We start from the raw sequence: 19538 nt of genomic DNA on the forward strand, positions 1-19538 counted from the left end.
GCTACGTCCGCGTGATGGAACAGGTTGTAAAACGCATCATTTCACCAAGCGTGCGCGTTACCTGCTTCAGGGCGTATTCCACCGCCGACACGTCGCCGGTTAACACCACCGCACCGGTGAAACGGTCGAGAAAACCTATCTCTACTGCGCCGGATTTCGTCGCAATGTCACAGGCAATAATGGAAGCTTCACTTGGCGTGATGGTGAGAATGCCAATCGCCGAGACGCTGTCCTGCAATCCCAGTTTCTTGAACAGATCTTTGCCGGGGTTCGCAATCAGATGCGCCAGCGTGACCTGTTTGCCTGGTACGTACTCCTGGATCATGCGATCCGTGGTCGGTTGTCTTTCCATCATCCCTCCACCATCTGACGCCACATCGCGTCGTGCGGGCGTGGGATCACCGAACGATAAACCAGCAGACCTTTTTCACCCGCGCTCTCACTGGCAACCGTGACCGCGTTGTTGACATCGGAGACGTCGCCTGCGACCACCATGTAGCATTTGCCGCCGATACCGAACGCCATATGAACGCGCACGAGCGTCACGTTGGACGCCTTCACCGCCCGGTCAGCCGCACTGATACAGGCCGCTACGCTCCAGGTTTCGACAATCCCTACCGCCTGACGTTTATCCACGCTGTTCAGGCCGCTGATTGCGGGAAGCACGCTGGCATGAATGTTGGGCAACACCAGACTGTCGACCAGCATTTCGCCAGCGAGCGCGTTTCCGGTTTCGATCGCCTGTTGTACCGCGCCAACGTCGCCGCCCAGCATGAGTAAAAATTTACCCGGACAAATGGTTTTGCTGACCAGCAGATCCACATTGGCGCTTTTCAGCATGGCATCGCCCGCTTCCATCCCTTTGGCAATGCTGGTGAGTTCTAAAATACCTATGGCCTGAGACATGGTTAACCTCTTACAACGATAATGGCCTGATCTGTTACCTCACAGACAATGCCGTCAATACTGGCGTGAACAGGCGCACCGAGTGCGCCTTGCGGAGTTTCAGCAACGCACTGACCACGCGCGACGCGCTCGCCTTTCTGAACGCAGGGCACCGCGCTGGCGCCGATGTGCTGGCGCAGCAACAGCGTCGTCTTCTCAACAACGGGCTCGCTGTCGACTAACGGCGCTTCCCGATACCATGGCGTTAGCCCCAGTTTGGCGATGAGTCGTTTAACCGGCACCAGACGGTATTTCGCCATCTCATCAGCCGGATTGAGCGGGCCCTCGTAGCGCTGATTTTGGGCGCGCAGTTCGCGTTTCAGCATGCGGTTAATCCGCATGGGTGAAATACCTACCGGACAGGCCACACTTTCACAGACGTTGCATTCGGAACAGGTGAGGGCGCTGAGCAGCAGTTGTGGTGTGGCGGCCTGATGGAAATTGACTGCGCGCACCAGCAGATGCGGAGAGAGTTCGTGACCGATGAGATGCCTCGGGCAGAGATCGGTACACAGGCGACATTGTTCACAAACGGTTCTCGCCACTGACAGCACGGTACGCTCATCCTGCATACGCCGCTGAATCAGCGGATGTGATTTCGGCAGCACCAGCAGTCCGCCGGTAGTTTTCGTGACCGGCGCGTCCAGCGACGTCACCAGGCTTCCCATCATTGGTCCGCCGTTGATAAATCCCGGATCGTCGATGGTTGCGCCGCCAGCCATCTCCAGCACGTCGCGTAAGGACATGCCGATGGGGACGGTTACGGTCTGTGGGCGGACAACGGCACCGTTAATCGTGAGCGTACGGCGCGTCACGGGATACTGCTGCTCGACCGCGCGGGCGATATTCAGTACGGTTTGTACGTTGTTGACCACCACCCCCACGCTGACCGGCAGGGCGGCGGGGGGAACGCGACGACCTGTTGCCATCCAGATCGTCAGAACTTCATCTCCCGCCGGATAGACATCGGGCAGAATGTGAAGCCTGATCGCCGGAGGCAACAGCGGCGTCAGGGCGGCAATCGCTGGCTGGTACTTTTCTTTCAGGGCGATAATCCCTTCACGAGCTCCGGTGGCCTTCATCGCATACTGTACGCCGCGAATCAGACGCGCCGCCTGCTGCGCCATGAGTTGCTGATCGACTTTCAGCATCGGCTCGCATTCGGCAGCATTGACCAGGAAAATCTCCACCTGAGCCTGGAGTTTGACATGCGTCGGAAAGCCAGCACCGCCAGCCCCCACAATGCCTGCCGCGCGAACGCGCTCAACGAGGGTCTGCGCATTCAGTGTGGCCAGTTCATCATTCAGGGCGGCATTCATAGCAACTCCTCAAGCAGTTCCTGAATGGCTCCGGCATCCGCAGCTCTGGGGTTGGTCTTCAGCGTTACGTCCGCCAGCGCGGCCTGAACCATTGCCGGAATACGCTGTGACCAGTCCTGCTTTTGTTCTTTAAGCGTGGCGGCGAGGGTAGGGATAGCGCACGCTTTTTTCAGTTGTTCAATGTGCTGTACCAACGCATTCACACTCGCCGTTTCATTGGCGCTGTCAGGACATAAATGACAGGCTTTGGCGAATCGGGCGTAGCGTTTAGCCGCCCGTGGATCGTGCGCGTTGAAGCGGATCACCGACACCAGCAGCAGGGCATTTGCCAGGCCGTGAGGCAGATGGAACTGGCCGCCTAACTGGTGGGCGATGGCATGGTTCAGTCCCAGTCCAGCCTGGCTGAATGCCATTCCTGCCAGCGTAGAGGCGTTGTGCATTTTGCCTCGAGTGGCAAGACAGTCGCCTTTACGAACGGCGACAGGTAGATACTGAAAGACGATCTGAGCTGCTTTTTCAGCGAGTGCATCGGTAAAGTCACTGGCGTGCGTGGACACATAGGCTTCCAGCGCGTGCGTCAGAACATCCATCCCGGTATTGGCGGTGATGGCGGGCGGGACGCTGACGACCAGCATCGGATCAAGGATCGCCATGTCCGGATAGAGCGCGTTGTTAAACAGCGGATACTTAATGCCTTTCTCCGGATCGCTAATCACGCAGGCGCTGGTGACTTCCGACCCGGTTCCGCTGGTGGTCGGGATCGCCACGCAGGTTTCAATATCAATATCAAACTGACGGCTGAACCAGACAATGGCCTTCGCCGCATCCAGCGCGGAGCCGCCGCCGAAACCGATCACCACATCGGGGCGCAGGGACTGCATTTGCGCAATCCCCTGAACGACGGTTCCGATGGTCGGGTCTGGCGTGATCTCACTGAATACGCTGATCCGGTTATCCGCCGGTATCGCCTCGCGCAGCGTATTAATCAGCGGCGAACGAGCGAGAAAACTATCGCAGATAATCCAGATGTGCTTGTTCGTAAAGCGGCCAAGCACCTTCAGACTTCCAGGGCCGCTGTACAAACGGGTTTGCAGTGAAAAGGTATTCATCACAACCTCATTAGCGGATTGAGAAACCGTTAGTCAGCACACAGCGACGGGAGCGGGCAAACGTGCGCGCCGACGTTGTCCCTTCACCGGTCGGCGTGGCGATGGTGAAGGTGGTAAAACCTTCGCCGCCGACGCCAATTCCCGCATAGGAGGGGCCATTTTTAACGAAAATGGAGGTTTGCAGGGTCCGCGCAGCGAGGTTCAGGCGGGACACATTCTGCGAGTGCATGATGGCGGTATGATGCAGCCCATCTTCCACTTTCAGCGCCAGCGACAGCGCGGCGTCAAAATCGTTAACCTTCACCACCGGCAGCATCGGCATCAACTGCTCACTGGTTACCCAGCTGTCGTCCGCGCTGACGACGCCAATCAACAGGCGCGACGCTTTTGCCGGGACCGGAATACCGGCGGCGTCGAGCATGGCGGAAGGGCTTTTACCGACCAGTTTTTTATTGGCAATGCCTTCAGGCAGGCAGGTCGCGCGCAGCTTCTCGATATCGGCCGGACTGAGCAACAGTGCGCCGAAACTTTGCATTTGCTGGATTAGCTGTTCCGCAACTGACTCCACCACAATCAGGCTTTTCTCTGAGATACAGGGCAGGTTGTAGTCAAATGCCGCGCCGTTGATGATATCTTCTGCGGCCTTCACCAGGTCCGCTGTCTCATCGACGATGCAGGGGGGATTGCCCGCGCCTGCGCCAATCACTTTCTTCCCACTCTTCATGCCCATTGCCACAATGCCTGGACCGCCGGTAATGGCCAGTACGGCAATTTTCGGATGCGCCATCATTTGTTGGGTGGCTTCAAATGTCGGCTCGGCAACGGTCACCACCAGATTGCGAATGCCACAGCTGCGAAACGCGATATCCTCAATCATGGCGATAAGCTTCAGCGACACCGTTTTGGCACCCGGATGCGGGCTGAAATAGACGCTGTTGCCTGCCGCCAGCATGCTAATGCTGTTGTTGATAATGGTTTCTGTCGGGTTGGTGCTGGGAGCGACTGAACCAATCACGCCAAACGGTGAATATTCAAACAGTACCATGCCGCCGTCGCCGGTGAGCGCGGTAGTGGTCAGGTCTTCGATGCCAGGAGTGTTGTCCAGCGCCGCTTTGTTTTTGAGGAATTTGTCCTCTTTGTTACCCATTCCGGTTTCCGCTGCGCTTTCTGCTGCCAGGGCTGCCAACTGTGGTGCCAGCTCTTCCCGGATAGCGCTGATAATGGCGCTGCGCGTTTTCAGCGGTGACTGCTGATAACGCAAGAACGCCTGGTGGGCTGCATCGACTGCTTCACCAACAGACTGAAAGATTCCGTTCCCTTTGATTTCAGTTTTTGCGGGAGCCAGTTGCTCGCTCAAAATGGTGCGGATGAGGGTTTCCAGTTCAGTAGTATTCATTGATGTGTTCTCACGTTTATTGCCGCAATGGCAGTCTGTGCAATGTCCATGTCCTGTTCAACGCTTCCCCCGCTGATACCAAGACCCCCAATAAGCAATCCATCACGCCATAGCGCGTAGCCGCCGCCAAACGTGACGACTTTTCCCTGCATATGACTTTCCAGCCCGTACAGCGGTGCGCCGGGCTGAACCACCGACGCGAGTTCATGAGTCGCGGTTTTCATCGCCACGGCGGTCCAGGCTTTTTTCGGTGCCAGTTCGCTGCTGACCAGCAGAGCGTCCGGCATCCGCCAGGTAACGGCTTCTGTACCGTGGGCGTCAACAATACTGACGACCACCGGGACGTTTAAGGCTTGCGCCCGCTCGACGGCGGCGCGGGTTAACTGATGGAGATCGCCAAAAGAGAGCGACATCGCAGATTCCTTTTTGACAGGGGCGTGACCGGTTGCCAGATAGCGTTTCGTCACTTCCAGGATAATCGTGTCCTGATGGGCGTCGTGATCTTCCGCTCGCGCCAGCGCATACAAGCAGTCTGACAGGCGATTGATATAGCGCATTAGCACATGCCTGACGCTGACATCGGCAGCGAGTTCAACCAGCCGGCGTTCGGCCCGGCGCGCCAGCGTGCGGGCAAAATGCAGGCGGCTTGCGGCTTCACAGCGGCCTGGCAGAATAAAACTGTGCAAGGGCGCGACGCGTCCCATTGCGGTATCGATGGCCGCTTCCAGCGCGGCAATTTCCTCAGAGCTGATGTAGCGCTGGTCCGCTGAGGGTTGTTCGCTTTCGCTGGCAAGTTCAGCGCTGAACCAGAAAATTTGCAGTTGAATGGCTTCCAGCAGCGCGCGATGCTGCGCGTTGCGGGTGGCGCAGACGCACAGGCTCAGCGCGGCGTTAAGCTCATCAAGCGTGCCGTACGCTTCCACTCGGGGGTGCGTTTTACTGACGCGCTGTCCGGTAAAAAGCGCCGTTGTGCCTGCGTCGCCTGTGCGGGTATAAATCGCCATAACTCCCCCTTAACGAGAAAGCGTGTCGACAATGCCGACAACGGCCAGATCGATGGCCTCATTCGGCCCGGAAAAAACATGCCTGGCGCTGGAACCGCTGCTCAGGAGCACCAGTTCGCCAACGCCTGCGCCGACGGAGTCAACGGCGACTTCATCGCCTGCCGTCGGATTCGTCGGCAGTTCGCCGTCGGCACTGACCCGGCGTACCAGCAGAAGTTTTTTACCGACCAACGAGGGCGATTTTTGCGTGGATACCACCGCGCCTGTAACACGTGCCAGATGCATGGTTCACTCCTGCTTAATTAAATGGATGTGGCGTGAACTCGCGGTCTCGCGAGCCAGCGCGGTAACAACACATGTGCGATGCAGCACCAGTAACCCTGCGGGTAAGCGGGCAACATCGGCGTAACTTAACAGTCGAGTGGGGTGCAGTGTGATTGACTGCCCCTGCTCATCGCAGAAAACCAGCGGCAATCGGGCCAGCTTCTTCACTGGCAATGCGGGCAATAGCCGACGTTGCAGTGAGAGTTGCACCCGGAGACCCAATGCCAGCGCCTCATGAATCATGACGGCGGCAGCATGCGACGAATCGTTGTCGGCGATCTGCTCCAGCAGGGGCAGATCGACCTGCAAAATATGCAGGGAGGCGTACTGACAAAACAGGGTGTGGGACTGTGTTTCCCGCAGTTGCGCGACGCTCAGCGTGACGGAGCTTTGTGCTCGACGCTGCAGGCGGGAGACCACCTCCTCGACGATTCGCTGCAACATATCGCCGTTCATCGCGGCGTCACCAGCGTGACGAAAGCATTGGCGTCATCTGCCCCAGCGGCATTGGCCTCGTCGGTATCAATATGCATCTCCAGGCGCATATCGGGGGAAACACGTACCGCAACGTTGTCGAAGATCAGCCGACGATCGGTTCCCTCAATGGCGACACTGACGCTATCGCCATGAGCAACGCGCAGGATCAGCGCATCCAGCGGTGACATGTGAATGTGGCGCTGGGCGACGATCACGCCAGAGGGGAGTTCGACTTCGCCAAAGGGGCTCACGAGGCGAATACCCGGCGTACCATTAAGATTACCGGACATCCGTAACGGTGCGGCGATGCCCAACGTTCTGGCATCCGTGCGCGAAATCTCCACCTGGCTGGTGCTACGTAGTGGCCCCAGCAGGCGAACATTTTTCAGTTGACCTTTTGGACCCACTAACGTGACGGTCTGCTCAGCCGCGTACTGTCCCGGTTGCAGGAGTCCTTTTTTCTCACTAATCGGATGTCCCGGAAAAAGACGGGCATAATCCTCAGCGTTAAGGTGGATATGACGGTTGGAAACGCCCAGTGGAATAGGGCGATCCCGCAATTCATTCAGCACTTTGCTGACCGTCGTTTCCAGAAGTTGCTTATCCATTACGCTTAACCTCGTTTACCTGAATGCAGGCAGAGCGACCGGGGTTCGCCTTTCTGGCGCTTACAGGCCGGGTCCAGACACAAATTGCAGCTGATAATCCCGTCTTCAGGCGCCGCTTCCGGTGCTGACTCTTCTACAACGACTTCAGTTTCAGGTTCTTCAATGGGGGCTGGCACGGGCTCAGGTACAGACACCGCTGCGGGTGCTGATACAGGCGCCGGGGTGGCAGCCATCGCGCGGGAGAGAATACCCTCGCCGGGTCTGGCGATCACTTTATGCGCGACCAGGCCATCTTGCTGTTCGGCGAGATGAGTACCGGTGATGATGGCAGATTGTACTGACGCCACATCACCGGTTATCTTGATCACCGTCCAGCCTGAACCGTTGGTTTTTTCAAGGCCAACCAGCGTGATGGAAGCCGCTTTCGCCATGGCATCTGCGCAACAGATGGCTAATGCCAGACCACTAACTTCGAGTAATCCCAGTGATTGCTTCACGCTGTGCTCCTTTTCGATAGTACTCAGGCCGATTTCGGTAAAATAGCCTCAACGTCGCTGTGCGGACGCGGGATAACGTGGCTGGATTTCACCTCGCCCACGACGCTTGCTGCCGCGCAGCCTGCATCAACGGCGGCTTTAACGGCGCCGACGTCACCGCGAACCATGACGGTCACCAGACCGGAGCCGATTTTTTCGTAACCGACCAGTTGCACGTTGGCAGATTTCACCATGGCATCTGCGGCTTCAATCGCGCCGACCAACCCTTTTGTTTCAACCAGTCCCAGTGCGTTATTCATACTGCGATTCTCCTGTGGATTAAGCATTGAGATCCCGGAAGGGGATCCCTTTGACTAACCTTGCCGCGTTGTTTCCAGTACTTCGCCGGTCAAGGCTGTTTTGGCGATACGTCAGCGTAAAAAGCGGCGCTGAAGTGGGTAAATTTTTGTAGTGCACGACCAGGGTTTCTTCGTTGCAGGCGATGCCAACCAGCAGCGGCGACATGCGGGCTGCCTGCCATGCGCTCTGAACGACTTCTCCCGCCGCCTGGTGTTGAATCACAAACGGGATGCCTTCTTCTTCAATGCCGAGCAGCACCTCTTTCCAGACGGAAAGACAGTCGCCGATAGTCGAAATCACAATGGCAGGCGTAGTGACACTACTGTCCATGGGCAAACTCCTTATGCCAGGAAAGGATGAGGCCCGTCGCCACTGCGTTTCGCGGTCCTTCGGTGCCGCGAATATTTCCGCGTCCGGCAACCAGTCGATAATGCGCCAGGGCGTCCGTCACCAGCTGCGGCACTTCAAAGTCCAGCGAGGAGCCGCCCACCAGAACGACGAACGGAATGTCGCGGATATTGCCCGTCGGGCTAACCTGTCGTAGCGCGCGCAGGGCATTGGTGACAAATACGCGCTCTTTGGCGCTGCGACGAATGGCGCGAACTTTTTCCAGTGCGAGATCGCCGGGCAGAGGCACCAGTTCATCCGGTTTGACCACGCAGACCCGGGCAAATACCGCAGGGGGAAGCGGCGTCGGGAAAAACTGAACGCTGCCGTCTTCGTGGCGCAGATGGAACAGGCTTTCGACCTTGGCTAACGGATACTTTTTGATCTCTTCTGCCAGGTAGCGGTCATCAAGCCCCAGTTCCCGGGCGATGATCATGGTCACCATGTCGCCAGCCCCGGCGAGGTGCGTGGCGATAATTTCGCCTTTGGGATTAATGATGGAGGCGTCGGTCGAGCCAGCGCCTAAATCCAGAATCGCCAGAGGACGCGTGGTGCCGGGCGTGGTGAGCGCGCCCAGAATCGCCGCTTCAGCTTCTGCGCCGCCAACCTGAACGTCCACGTTCAGCTTTTCTTTGATTTCGCTGGCGATCATCGCCATCTGCAGACGGTCTGATTTCACCATCGATGCGATACCGACGGCCTGTTCCAGAGAAAACTCACCGGCCAGTCCGCCGGTGACGCTGACGGGGACGGAGGTGTCGACGGCCAGCAAATCCTGGATAAAAATTTCGTTGCTTGGTTTGTTGGTCAGTTCCGCCATCGTCTGGCGAACGTGTTCCAGCATGCCGCCAATATTGGTGCCCGCTTCACCGGTAACGTTGTCCAGTTTCGGGCATTCGCCGACCGCTTTCATAATGGCGTCGGCACCCGCGGCGACATCAACGCGTAGCGTACGTCCCTGTGACTGCAGTTCAATGTTTCCAGCAGGAATGGCGCGCGCTTTAACATCACCTGAAGGGGTTTTCACCACCACAGCGGAGCGGTTGCCAATCAGCGCTCGCGCCATCGGAACAATGTTTTTGGTCTCGTCCGCGTTGAGATTAAACACCGTCGCGATGCCATAAGGGTTTGACAGCGTTTCGATAACCTTACCGGGTACGGCGACCTCGATGGCGGCCAGCATTCCGAGCGGTATACGGTCGATGTACAGCACTTCATCAACGATAGGCAGCGGTTTTTCCAGTCTGTTACTGACCAGAACGCCATCGTCCTGTTGCAAAATGACACCCGTTAACTGATAACCAGCACGGACTGAGGCGTTAATCATGGTGGCGACATCAGCGAAATCGAAAGCGGATGACACCACCAGAATTAACGGGGTATCCGCCGGGCGGGTGAGTAACTCTTCCGGCGTGATAGTGATCCCCACACCCAGACCGACACCGCCCGGTGTTTTCGGGTTATGACCGATCATGGTGGATTCGGTGATGATAGTTTCCGTGATGGTTTCCATCGCGACATCACCAATCACCGGGGTGGCTTCGTTGATACGGATAAGCGAGATATCGCTGACATTGATGCCTGCATTGTTAGCCGCAAGCGTAAGCGCCTCCTGAATCCCAAACACATTACGCAATGTGCCTTTTATCCCGGTGGTTTCCGCCAGCGCGCTACCGGTAATGGTGAGCGCGCCAGTGCCATCCACTGTCGCCAGCGCGACTTCTGTGGATGAGTTGCCGATATCAATGCCAGCTATATATCTCATGACCTTTCCTTAGTCGTCGCCTTTCAGTTTCTTACGCTCGACGTACAACACCGCAGCTTCACGAACAAACGCGGCGCAGATTTTGGCCTGATAGCGATTTTCAAGATCGTCCGCGATCGCGAGCAGTTCTTCTTTCGTTGAACGGTAAGGACGCAGAGCGTTATAGATCTCAAGAATGCGATCGTCCGGTACAGCCGTCAGTTCTGCGGCACGCTCAAAGTTCATCGCCAGGCGGTCACGTCCAGCATCTTTGGCGATAGCCGCCTGAATGCGCAGCGTTTCCGGTGTGATACGCATATCCTGCGCGGTCACTTTGTTGCTCAGAACGTTTTCGAGAGTGAACTCATCCAGCGTTTTGTTGGTGGCCGTTTTGACCCACTCAGGATGCTTACTGGCGAGTGGATAGTCGGTCACTTTTGCGGTCTGGGTCGTACTGCTCGAACCGGCTGCCGGGGCAGATGTGTCGCCCTGCAGGCTGTTCATGCGGCTCAACACATCCCGTACCATCGATTCAATTGCATCGGTATTCATAAAGGGATCCTTATTAAAGCGCCACGCGCAGTTCCTGCGGGTTTTTGCCCGTCACGACGTACTTCGTCTCTTTAATGTGCAAAATGGCGGATTTAGCCTGATATTTCGGGCGTGCCATCTGATCGTTTAGCGTCGGAACCGGCTGCGGTGATTCACGCTTGGCATAACGCGCGGCGTTTTTACCAATCTGGCGATAGGTTTCCAGCGTCAGCAGCGGTGCCTGCGGGAACAGCTCCAGGTTGGACAGCGGCGGCAGTCCCTGTTGGTGGATGACCGTCGTGCCTTTTGACTGGATGCCGATAGAGATGCCAGAGCCGCTCAGACGGTTACCCTCCACGGCAACAAAGGCCACGTCGGACGATTTAAAGCAGCGAATCACACGCGCTTTGATGCCCTCTTCTTCAATACCGGCAATCACTTCACGCAGAATGTTCTTGTGCGGCAAACCGACGATATTAACGGTCTGAGAAAGGCCAAACGCCGGGCCGACAGCGATGATGACTTCATCCTGTTGCGTGCCCTGTTTTGCCTCGCCAATTTCCGTCAGAAAACTGTCACCGGCCGGTGCAGCAGGTGCGGTTGACGTTCCCGGTGCGCGAAACGAGACGGGCTTATCGCTGGTCTGCATTTCGGACAGAACGTCTTCAATAATCTGGCGCAGCAATTTTTCATTAATTTCCATTGTTCACCCCTTAGCCAAGCTCGTTGGGATCAAGTGCGCCAGGGATGTTCTTAATTTCTTCCCAGCGTTCGCCTTGCAGGCGATAACCTGTTGCCGGACCGGCATAATCGTTGACGTCATTGACTGCAGAGAGCACTTGTCCGTCGCCGACGATAATGGCGGAGGTATGCAGATAGTCCCCGGTTAACTTGGCTTTCTGGATGTTGAGCATGTCCTGCGCGACATCGGTAAAGCCACCCTGAGCCAGCGCTTTCACCACTTCCAGACCGTTGCGGTTTTTGTTGATGATTTCCTGCGCAAACTTGATGTCCTCAACGATGTTACGTTCAGGCATATCTTTTGAACCGTGTGCGTAGGTGGCGGCTTCGACTTCTTCATCCGTAATCGGCGGCAGACCCATGCCGGCGAAAACCGCCTGCAGAGCACGTGCTGCTTTGTTACGAATGGCGATAACGTCCTCTTCACGCACCGGACGCAGACCACCGTCCACTTTCAGGTCACGCTGGATAACGTTGTAGTCATCGAAGTCTTCCGCATCTTCGTTGGAGCCCGCGAACATGTTGTCGTAGTTCGGCACGGCGGAATAACCGGAAGAGATAAAGTCGGTACCCGGCAGGAACTGCATCAGCAGACGCGCGGTACGACGCATATCGGAGTGGGTAAAGGTCTGGTCGTTACTGGAGGCGCATTCCAGATCCAGTGATGAACAGATCAGGTTTTCTGCCAGTACCGCGCGGATCCCTGATGGAACGGCGGACGGAACGCCGATGCAGCTCACGGAGCCGTTTTGCAGACCTTGAACACCCGCCGCTTTGGTGATGTATATGCAGCGCGCTTCCAGATACAGCATGGATTTACCTTCGGCATAGCCCATCTGCACTTCGGAACCTGAACCGGAGGTGAAACGCATTTTCAAACCACGGGAGGCGTAAGAAGAGGCGAGGAAGCCTTTTGACCACGGCGTATCATCGCCATCGGTAAAGACCGGTTCGGTACCGTAGACGGAAATGGTTTCGGCGTAGCAGGTATGGCCCAGCATGCCGAGTTTCAGTTCAGTGGCTTCTTCCAGCGAACATTGCGTCAACACGCCCGGACGACCGACCTGAGAACCGACGAGCAGAGCAATGGCGTTGAACGGGGCATAACGCGCCACGGCCACGGTCGTCTCTTGCTCATCAAAACCGCGCCATGCACCTTCTGCTGCGTCGGCAGCTATCTGCACCGGATTATCTTTGACGTTGGTGACGTGTGCCTGCTGGGATGGAGTACGACGTGCGCGCATTTTTTGCATCGCCATCATCATCTCAACCACGTTCATGTGCGAAACCACTTCGACAATTTTCGCCGGGGTCATCGCCGTAGTCAGCGGCACAATGTCGCGACGTTTCACGTTAGGATCGCACAGCATGTTGGCGAGCTTAACGGAGTCCATTGCCATGACTTCTTCTGCGCGCGTCAGGTTGATGCCGTAGCGGGCAATGAAGTGGTCAATCAGGTCGAACTGGCTGACCGATTTGCCATCGAGTTCGGTGACTGCGCCGTTAACGATTTTAATCGACGGCTTAGGATCGTTCGGGCTTTCCATCGCAATGAAGCCTTCTTCGATCCACTCCTTAACGAATCCGTCCTGATTTACAGGGCGTTTCGCCAGTGCTTCAAATCTTTTCGATCTCATGAATGAGCCTCACGGATATCAGATGTAGGACGGGCGATCGTTTTTCGGTTCTGAACCGAGGGTCGCAAGGACGGTTTTACCGATTTCTCGCGCCGAGATAACCGCCTGACGCACTGCGCCAGAATCGCCGGAGATAACCAGGATCGCTTCGTTACTGAAGCTGGTGCCATGCGCCGGAGAGCTGTAAGCCACGACTTCAACATTCGCTGCTTTCAGCGCGGTATCCGCCATCAGCACGCCGACGGAGGCCGGGGCACCGACAATCACGCCACAGGCACGGCCAACCGGCGCGCCGAAGGCTTTTTCCAGTGCGTAACTGGCACGCGCGGTGTACTGCAGTTCGATGTGTCCGGCCTCATTGCCATAAACATCACCGAAGGTCCGGTCGAGTTCTTTCAGCGCCACTTCAATCCCGCGCTTAACGTCGGAAACGTCGTTGCCGCCGATAATGATTAACGAACCGTGGCCTGCACCGCCTTTGGTATCGCGTGGGAGTTCAATGCTCACCACTTCGGTATTGGTGGCTTTGACCGCTTCGTCAGCCGCCATGATGTGTGGACCCGCGCCGGTACGCGCGCCCAGGATGCCAATGGAGCGATAGCGCTTCTCAAGCTTCATTGCTTCCAACAGGGCACTGTCTACGTTTGCAATCACCAGACCTACGGTGTCGCCAATCGCAGTGCCAACAAATTCCGTTAAACTGCAGCTCTTCTCTGCCATAGCCGTCTCTCGTTTTGGATGGGTTTTATCAGGGATGCCCGCTTGATCAGGCGTTGCCACACGGGCAATGACCTGCGCCATGATCTGTTCAACCAGTTCATTGCTGCTCATGGGTTAATTCCCTTCGGTAAGATTTTTTCAACATCGGTATGAGGGCGTGGAATGACGTGTACGGCTTTCACTTCTCCCACGTTGCGCGCAGCGGCAGCACCCGCATCGGTCGCCGCTTTTACGGCACCGACATCACCGCGAACGATGACGGTTACCAGCCCTGAGCCAATTTTTTCGTAGCCGACCAACATGACATTGGCTGACTTCACCATTGCATCTGCGGCCTCTATGGCTGCAGTTAAGCCTTTGGTTTCTACCATTCCTAATGCTTCTTGTTGCATAAAGACCTCGCCTGGGTTTGTCCCGATAATCATGACTATAAAAAGAAGCGAGGAAAAAGAATGGCTGACTTGAAAGTAAGGGAGAAAAATTAGTGGGGTATGAATGTGATAAACTTGCTTTATTGTATTTTATCCTGTTGTTTTTGCGGGTTTTGTTAATTTTTATGGATGTGATATTTTGGTTTTTGCTATTCCATATTTACATTTTAAGGGATGACAGTATTAATTTAATTTGCTATGCGGGAAAACCGATTTGTGACGTTGATTGGAAAAGACGAATCTTCAAATAACCAATTTTTATTATTCTGAATCGTCTTGGTTAATTACATTCAGGCTCTCTACACGCTGCCTCTGAATAAATGAATGACAAGAAATTGCTATAACAACACGATTTTTCCAGGTCTCAGAGTGCTCAGTTTGCCAACAATTTTCAGCGACCTCTTTCTATAGTAGGTGTTGTTGTACTCTACGACCAGCAAGGGTCCGCTGGTAAGGACACGAACGCTTCTAAGAAGGTGTCACAATGAATGATTCACTGAAAGCGCAATGCATTGCCGAGTTTTTGGGTACCGGATTGTTTTTGTTTTTTGGTATCGGCTGCCTTAGCGCACTGAAAGTTGCAGGTGCCAGTCTGGGTCTCTGGGAAATTTGTATTATTTGGGGTCTGGGAATTTCGCTTGCGGTTTATCTGACAGCGGGAATTTCCGGGGCGCATCTGAACCCGGCGATCACCGTCGCACTCTGGCTGTTTGCCTGCTTCCCGGGACGCAAAGTTCTGCCTTACACCATTGCGCAGGTTGCGGGTGCGTTTGGCGGCGCGGTGCTGGCCTATCTGCTTTACGGCAATTTATTCACCGAGTACGAAACTGCCCACAATATGGTTCGCGGCAGCGCCGATAGCCTCTATCTGGCCAGTATTTTCAGTACATATCCAGCTGCCGCACTTAGCGTGTGGCAGGCGGCAGGGGTCGAAATCGTCATCACCTCTATTCTGATGGGGCTGATTATGGCGCTGACGGATGATGGCAACGGCGTGCCTAAGGGACCACTGGCGCCGCTGCTGATCGGCATTCTGGTGGCGGTGATTGGCGCATCCACAGGCCCGTTGACAGGGTTTGCCATGAACCCGGCGCGTGATTTTGGTCCTAAACTGTTCGCCTGGATGGCGGGCTGGGGGGATATTGCGATGACTGGCGGACGTGATATTCCGTACTTTATAGTACCGATTATCGCGCCACTGATTGGTGCGTGCGCGGGAGCGGCTATCTACAAGTACCTCATTGGTAAAAATTTGCCCTGTAATACCTGTAAAATTGAAGAGACAGACGCGTAATTCGGACACATACGGCTATTATCACGTCTTTAATTTCTATTTCGTGATCTGCTTTCACGAACTGACTAAAAAGTCTCCCCACCCGGGGAGACTTTTGTTATTGTCCCTTATACTTTCTGTCATTACATACAAGGATAGGGGATGATAAAAAGTGAATGTAAAATTTATGTTTTCATTATAACAATGGATTAACTGAGGGATTTTATCATGATTTCTGCGAGTACCCTGAACTCAGAACTCATTAATAAAATCGCACAGGATTTTGCGCAAGCGACCAGCCTGGCTGTTGTGGTTGTCAATATTCACGGTGATGAGATTTCTGAACTGTTTAATTTCACGCCTTTTTGTCAACTGATGCGTCAGCATCCACAACACAGTACCCGGTGTCGTATGAGCGATCGCTGTGGAGGACTGGAAGCGTCAAAATCGGATCAACCCTGTATCTATCGCTGTCATGCCGGGCTAACCGATTTTTCTATTCCTCTCGTGATCTCAGGCCATCTTGTCGGGTTTGTCTTGTGCGGCCAGGTGCGTTTACGTAACGATGACGGTATCGATCTGCTTAACATCATGAAGGTTGACGATCGCTGGCAGGCCGATCCAGAACTGCTCAATGAGTTCAGTAATGTCCCGGAAATGGACTATTCACGTGTGATGGCCTCGGCGGATCTGCTCAAACTCATTGTTGAAAACTGCCTCAAAAAGCAGCTCAATTTCGTGGTGATCAAAGACAGCGCACAGCCTACGGAACCTGCACGTCCGGCCCGCGCCGCCAGCCCTCATGACAGTAAGATGAAAAAAGCGTTGCGCTATATTGATGCGCATCTGTCTGACGATCTTCGTCTTGAAGATGTGGCATCGCACGTCTATCTGAGCCCGTACTATTTCAGCAAACTGTTCAAAAAATATCAGGGCATTGGTTTTAATGCGTGGGTCAATCAACAGCGCATGGCCAGTGCCAGAGAGCTGCTTTGCCACAGTGACTGGAGCATTGCCAGTATTGCCCGCAATTTAGGTTTTTCGCAAACCAGCTATTTTTGCAAAGTGTTCCGTCAGACTTATCAGGTTACGCCGCAGGCCTATCGACAAAAAATAAATGAAAACTTGCCTGCTGAGTCGGCATAAATAGCAATATTTTGCTATTGCCGATTTTTGATATTCCCGTGTAATCCGGTCATTTATAATGGTTAAGTGTTTTTAGTACAGCAATAAATTGTCATAGCGCAATAAAATATCGCTCTTTACGGAATAAACTTCACCAGTTTTTATTTCTGTGATGAGATACAGTGTCATTGTTAAGAGGTTTCATTATTCTCTTGCATGACATTTCATTCAGAATCGTTTTATTGCGGCATTTTATGTTGATAAAAAATGCGCAACGAATAAGTAACGAAAAAGTATTGTTGTGATGAGGAGAATTCATTCTGCTCATCATTTAAGCCGACAGGTTTGACACAATTGTGTCTGGGAAGGGGGTGAAAATCCCCCGCAGCCCCCGCTGCTGTGATGCTGACAACCCCGTGAAGACCACTGATCGCAAGATTGGGAAGGACGGGCGAGGACGACGCTAAGCCAGAAGACCAGCCTGTCGGATACTACCAACAACTTCGGTGGGAAGTGGGTTGCTCAGATGCGTACAGTCGGAAGACTGGGTGTCAGTACATCCCTACCACCCTGAACAGGATCAGGGTCATGGCGGCAAAGCAGTACGCGTTTGTTCTGGCAGGCACCGGTAGCGGCTGTGGTAAAACCACGGTGACGCTGGGCTTGCTGAACGCATTGAAACAACGTGGTTTACGCGTCCAACCCTGCAAAGTCGGCCCTGACTACCTGGATACCGCCTGGCATACGGCCATCAGCGGCACCGCTTCCCGTAATCTCGACAGCTTCATGCTTCCCGAATCGATTCTTAATGCGCTGTTCCGCGAACAGATGCAGGACATGGATATTGCGGTGATCGAAGGGGTGATGGGGCTGTACGACGGCTACGGCACTGACCCTAACTACTGTAGCACCGCTGCGATGGCAAAACAGTTGGGCTGCCCGGTGATTCTGCTGGTTGATGGGAAAGCCGTTTCTACCTCCATTGCCGCCACGGTGATGGGCTTCCAGCATTTTGACCCGACGCTGAACATTGCCGGCGTTATTGTTAATCGCGTCAATAGCGAGTCCCATTTCCAGTTGCTGAAAACCGCCATCGAACACTACTGCGCCGTGCCGGTGCTGGGTTACGTTCCGCGCGTTGAGGGCGTTGCGTTACCCGAACGGCATCTGGGGCTGGTGACCGCGCGCGAGTCCGTCGTGAATCAACCGTTGTGGCAGGATTTCGCTGCCCGACTGGAAAACACGCTGAATATCGACCAGTTACTGGCGTTAAGCCATCTTGAGGCGTTACCACAGGGGGAGTGGCCTGAACTTCCTGCGGCGAACGCCGGGGACGGTCTGACGCTGGCGATGGCCGATGATGAAGCCTTTAACTTTTATTACCCCGACAACGTGAAGTTGCTGGCGCGTACCGGTGTCAACATTGTGCGCTTCAGTCCGCTCCACGATCGCGCGTTGCCCGATTGCCAGATGGTCTGGCTGGGCGGTGGCTATCCGGAACTGCATGCGGCCACGCTGGCGGCCAACAGCACCATGCTGGCAAGCCTGCGCGAGGCGCACCAGCGCGGCGTCGCGATCTACGCCGAGTGCGGCGGATTAATGTACCTCGGCAGCCTGCTGGAAGATGCTGACGGGGTCGAGCATCGCATGGCCGATATCATTCCCGGTCGCAGCAAAATGGGTAAACGACTGACCCGCTTCGGTTATTGTGAAGCGCAGGCTCTACAGCCCACGTTGCTGGCTGCGGAAGGTGACGTGCTGCGCGGTCATGAATTTCATTACTCCGACTTTTCCCCTGAAACGCCCGCCGTGCTGGCATGTCGCAAAGTCCGTGACGGTCAGACGGTGCAAGCGTGGTCTGGCGGCTGGCGAATCGGCAATACCTTTGCCAGCTATCTACACGTTCACTTTGCTCAGCGTCCATTAATGCTTAATCACTGGCTGAACGCCGCACGGGAGGCGTTATGACGCTACTGGCATGGTGCGTGGCCTGGCTTCTGGATGTCGTGATTGGCGACCCGCCAGACTGGCCGCATCCGGTGCGCTGGATAGGCAATCTGATCAATGTCGTGCAACGGATTATTCGCCGCTTCTGCCACAGCGATCGGGCGTTACGTATCGGCGGCGGGGTAATGTGGCTGGTGGTTGTGGGGCTGACGTGGGCGGTCGCCTGGGGCGTGTTACGGCTGGCGGCGCTGATTCATCCGTGGCTCGGTTGGGTCGTTGAAGTCTGGATGATCTTCACCGTGCTGGCGGGGCGCTGTCTGGCGACGGCCGCGCAGGAGGTTGAGCGCCCGCTACGTGAAGGTAACCTTGCGCAAAGCCGTGAAAAACTCTCGTGGATTGTCGGTCGCGACACGTCGCAACTTCAACCGGAACAGATCAACCGGGCAGTGGTGGAAACCGTTGCGGAGAATACGGTTGACGGCATCATCGCGCCGCTGTTCTTCCTGTTACTCGGCGGCGCGCCGCTGGCGATGGCCTACAAAGCGGTGAACACCCTGGATTCCATGGTGGGCTATAAGCACGAAAAATACCGGGCGATTGGCATGGTAAGCGCGCGGCTTGACGACGTCGCGAACTATATTCCTGCGCGGCTGAGTTGGCTGTTACTGAGCGCGGCGGCGGTTTTGTGTCGGCGTAATGGCTCCCGGGCGCTCTGCGTGGGGTGGCGAGACCGCTATAACCACAGCAGTCCAAACTGCGCGTGGGCGGAGGCATCCGTTGCCGGTGCGCTGGGCATTCGCCTGGGCGGCCCGAACGATTACTTTGGTGAGCGTGTTGAAAAACCGTGGATCGGCGACGCGCAGCGCACCATTTCCGTAGATGACATTTCCCAAACGATTCGACTGATGTGGGTCGCCTCAACGCTGGCTTTGGCGCTGTTCCTCGTAACGCGCTGGTTGGTGGTTGGGGTGGCCTGAGGATAAA

Annotated in this window: 22 protein-coding genes and 1 riboswitch; of the genes, 4 read left to right on the forward strand and 18 right to left on the reverse strand. The window is 55.4% G+C overall.

The features are described from left to right. Position 1 precedes the first annotated feature (1 nt). The 18 genes from pduU to pduA are packed head-to-tail and all read right to left on the reverse strand — an operon-like array spanning position 2 to position 14170. Entirely contained in the window at positions 2-352 is a 351-nt protein-coding gene (gene pduU, locus GBC03_14210) for a propanediol utilization microcompartment protein PduU (GenBank protein QFS74003.1), read from the reverse strand. Further along, the gene (gene pduT / locus GBC03_14215) at positions 352-906 is read right to left on the reverse strand and encodes a propanediol utilization microcompartment protein PduT (protein ID QFS71283.1); all 555 of its coding nucleotides are present in this window, start codon (positions 904-906) and stop codon (positions 352-354) included. Before pduT ends, pduU begins: the two co-directional genes overlap by 1 nt. Before the next feature lie 2 nt (positions 907-908). Continuing rightward, entirely contained in the window at positions 909-2264 is a 1356-nt protein-coding gene (locus GBC03_14220; protein QFS71284.1) for an electron transport complex protein RnfC, read from the reverse strand. Then, positions 2261-3373 carry an iron-containing alcohol dehydrogenase gene (locus GBC03_14225; GenBank protein QFS71285.1) on the reverse strand — a complete coding sequence of 371 codons (1113 nt, stop codon included), beginning with the start codon at positions 3371-3373 and terminating at the stop codon, positions 2261-2263. The genes GBC03_14220 and GBC03_14225 overlap by 4 nt, the downstream gene beginning before the upstream one ends. 10 nt (positions 3374-3383) lie before the next feature. Then, entirely contained in the window at positions 3384-4769 is a 1386-nt protein-coding gene (pduP, locus tag GBC03_14230; GenBank protein QFS71286.1) for a CoA-acylating propionaldehyde dehydrogenase PduP, read from the reverse strand. Further along, a complete protein-coding gene (gene pduO / locus GBC03_14235) occupies positions 4766-5773 on the reverse strand; it encodes a two-domain cob(I)yrinic acid a,c-diamide adenosyltransferase PduO (GenBank protein QFS71287.1) in 1008 nt (335 codons plus the stop codon). The genes pduP and pduO overlap by 4 nt, the downstream gene beginning before the upstream one ends. Positions 5774-5782: 9 nt before the next feature. Next, positions 5783-6058, reverse strand: coding sequence for a propanediol utilization microcompartment protein PduN (gene pduN, locus GBC03_14240; GenBank protein QFS71288.1), 276 nt, complete (start codon positions 6056-6058; stop codon positions 5783-5785). Between the two features lie 3 nt (positions 6059-6061). Further along, a complete protein-coding gene (pduM, locus tag GBC03_14245) occupies positions 6062-6553 on the reverse strand; it encodes a microcompartment protein PduM (protein QFS71289.1) in 492 nt (163 codons plus the stop codon). Continuing rightward, entirely contained in the window at positions 6550-7182 is a 633-nt protein-coding gene (gene pduL, locus GBC03_14250; protein QFS71290.1) for a phosphate propanoyltransferase, read from the reverse strand. The genes pduM and pduL overlap by 4 nt, the downstream gene beginning before the upstream one ends. Positions 7183-7187: 5 nt before the next feature. Continuing rightward, entirely contained in the window at positions 7188-7679 is a 492-nt protein-coding gene (locus GBC03_14255) for a BMC domain-containing protein (GenBank protein ID QFS71291.1), read from the reverse strand. A 23-nt stretch (positions 7680-7702) separates the two neighbouring features. Continuing rightward, on the reverse strand, positions 7703-7978 hold the full coding sequence (gene pduJ / locus GBC03_14260; protein QFS71292.1) for a propanediol utilization microcompartment protein PduJ: 276 nt from the start codon (positions 7976-7978) through the stop codon (positions 7703-7705). A gap of 19 nt (positions 7979-7997) precedes the next feature. Continuing rightward, entirely contained in the window at positions 7998-8348 is a 351-nt protein-coding gene (locus GBC03_14265) for a propanediol dehydratase (GenBank protein ID QFS71293.1), read from the reverse strand. Further along, the gene (locus GBC03_14270; protein ID QFS71294.1) at positions 8338-10170 is read right to left on the reverse strand and encodes a diol dehydratase reactivase subunit alpha; all 1833 of its coding nucleotides are present in this window, start codon (positions 10168-10170) and stop codon (positions 8338-8340) included. Before GBC03_14270 ends, GBC03_14265 begins: the two co-directional genes overlap by 11 nt. 9 nt (positions 10171-10179) lie before the next feature. Then, entirely contained in the window at positions 10180-10701 is a 522-nt protein-coding gene (pduE, locus tag GBC03_14275; GenBank protein ID QFS71295.1) for a propanediol dehydratase small subunit PduE, read from the reverse strand. Between the two features lie 13 nt (positions 10702-10714). Next, on the reverse strand, positions 10715-11383 hold the full coding sequence (pduD, locus tag GBC03_14280) for a propanediol dehydratase medium subunit PduD (protein QFS71296.1): 669 nt from the start codon (positions 11381-11383) through the stop codon (positions 10715-10717). 10 nt (positions 11384-11393) lie between these two features. Continuing rightward, positions 11394-13058: a propanediol dehydratase large subunit PduC gene (pduC, locus tag GBC03_14285; GenBank protein ID QFS71297.1), complete on the reverse strand. Its 1665-nt coding sequence runs from the start codon at positions 13056-13058 to the stop codon at positions 11394-11396. 18 nt (positions 13059-13076) lie between these two features. Then, positions 13077-13889, reverse strand: coding sequence for a propanediol utilization microcompartment protein PduB (gene pduB / locus GBC03_14290; protein QFS71298.1), 813 nt, complete (start codon positions 13887-13889; stop codon positions 13077-13079). Then, positions 13886-14170 (reverse strand): propanediol utilization microcompartment protein PduA, encoded by a 285-nt coding sequence (gene pduA, locus GBC03_14295; protein QFS71299.1) that lies wholly within the window; start codon positions 14168-14170, stop codon positions 13886-13888. Before pduA ends, pduB begins: the two co-directional genes overlap by 4 nt. A 523-nt stretch (positions 14171-14693) precedes the next feature. Between pduA and pduF the strand changes: the two genes are divergently transcribed. The 4 genes from pduF to GBC03_14315 all read left to right on the forward strand — a co-directional run bounded on the left by pduF (position 14694) and on the right by GBC03_14315 (position 19531). Continuing rightward, complete coding sequence (gene pduF / locus GBC03_14300; protein QFS71300.1) at positions 14694-15503, forward strand: propanediol diffusion facilitator PduF; 810 nt, start codon at positions 14694-14696, stop codon at positions 15501-15503. A gap of 207 nt (positions 15504-15710) precedes the next feature. Then, complete coding sequence (pocR, locus tag GBC03_14305) at positions 15711-16628, forward strand: regulatory protein PocR (GenBank protein ID QFS71301.1); 918 nt, start codon at positions 15711-15713, stop codon at positions 16626-16628. A 303-nt stretch (positions 16629-16931) separates the two neighbouring features. Further along, a riboswitch (cobalamin riboswitch) is annotated at positions 16932-17107 on the forward strand. Between the two features lie 88 nt (positions 17108-17195). Further along, positions 17196-18575 (forward strand): cobyrinate a,c-diamide synthase, encoded by a 1380-nt coding sequence (locus GBC03_14310; GenBank protein QFS71302.1) that lies wholly within the window; start codon positions 17196-17198, stop codon positions 18573-18575. Next, positions 18572-19531, forward strand: a complete 960-nt coding sequence (locus GBC03_14315; GenBank protein QFS71303.1) for a cobalamin biosynthesis protein — start codon at positions 18572-18574, stop codon at positions 19529-19531. The genes GBC03_14310 and GBC03_14315 overlap by 4 nt, the downstream gene beginning before the upstream one ends. Positions 19532-19538 lie beyond the last annotated feature (7 nt).

Origin of the sequence: Citrobacter telavivensis (assembly GCA_009363175.1) — a bacterium.
Lineage (GTDB): Bacteria > Pseudomonadota > Gammaproteobacteria > Enterobacterales > Enterobacteriaceae > Citrobacter_A > Citrobacter_A telavivensis.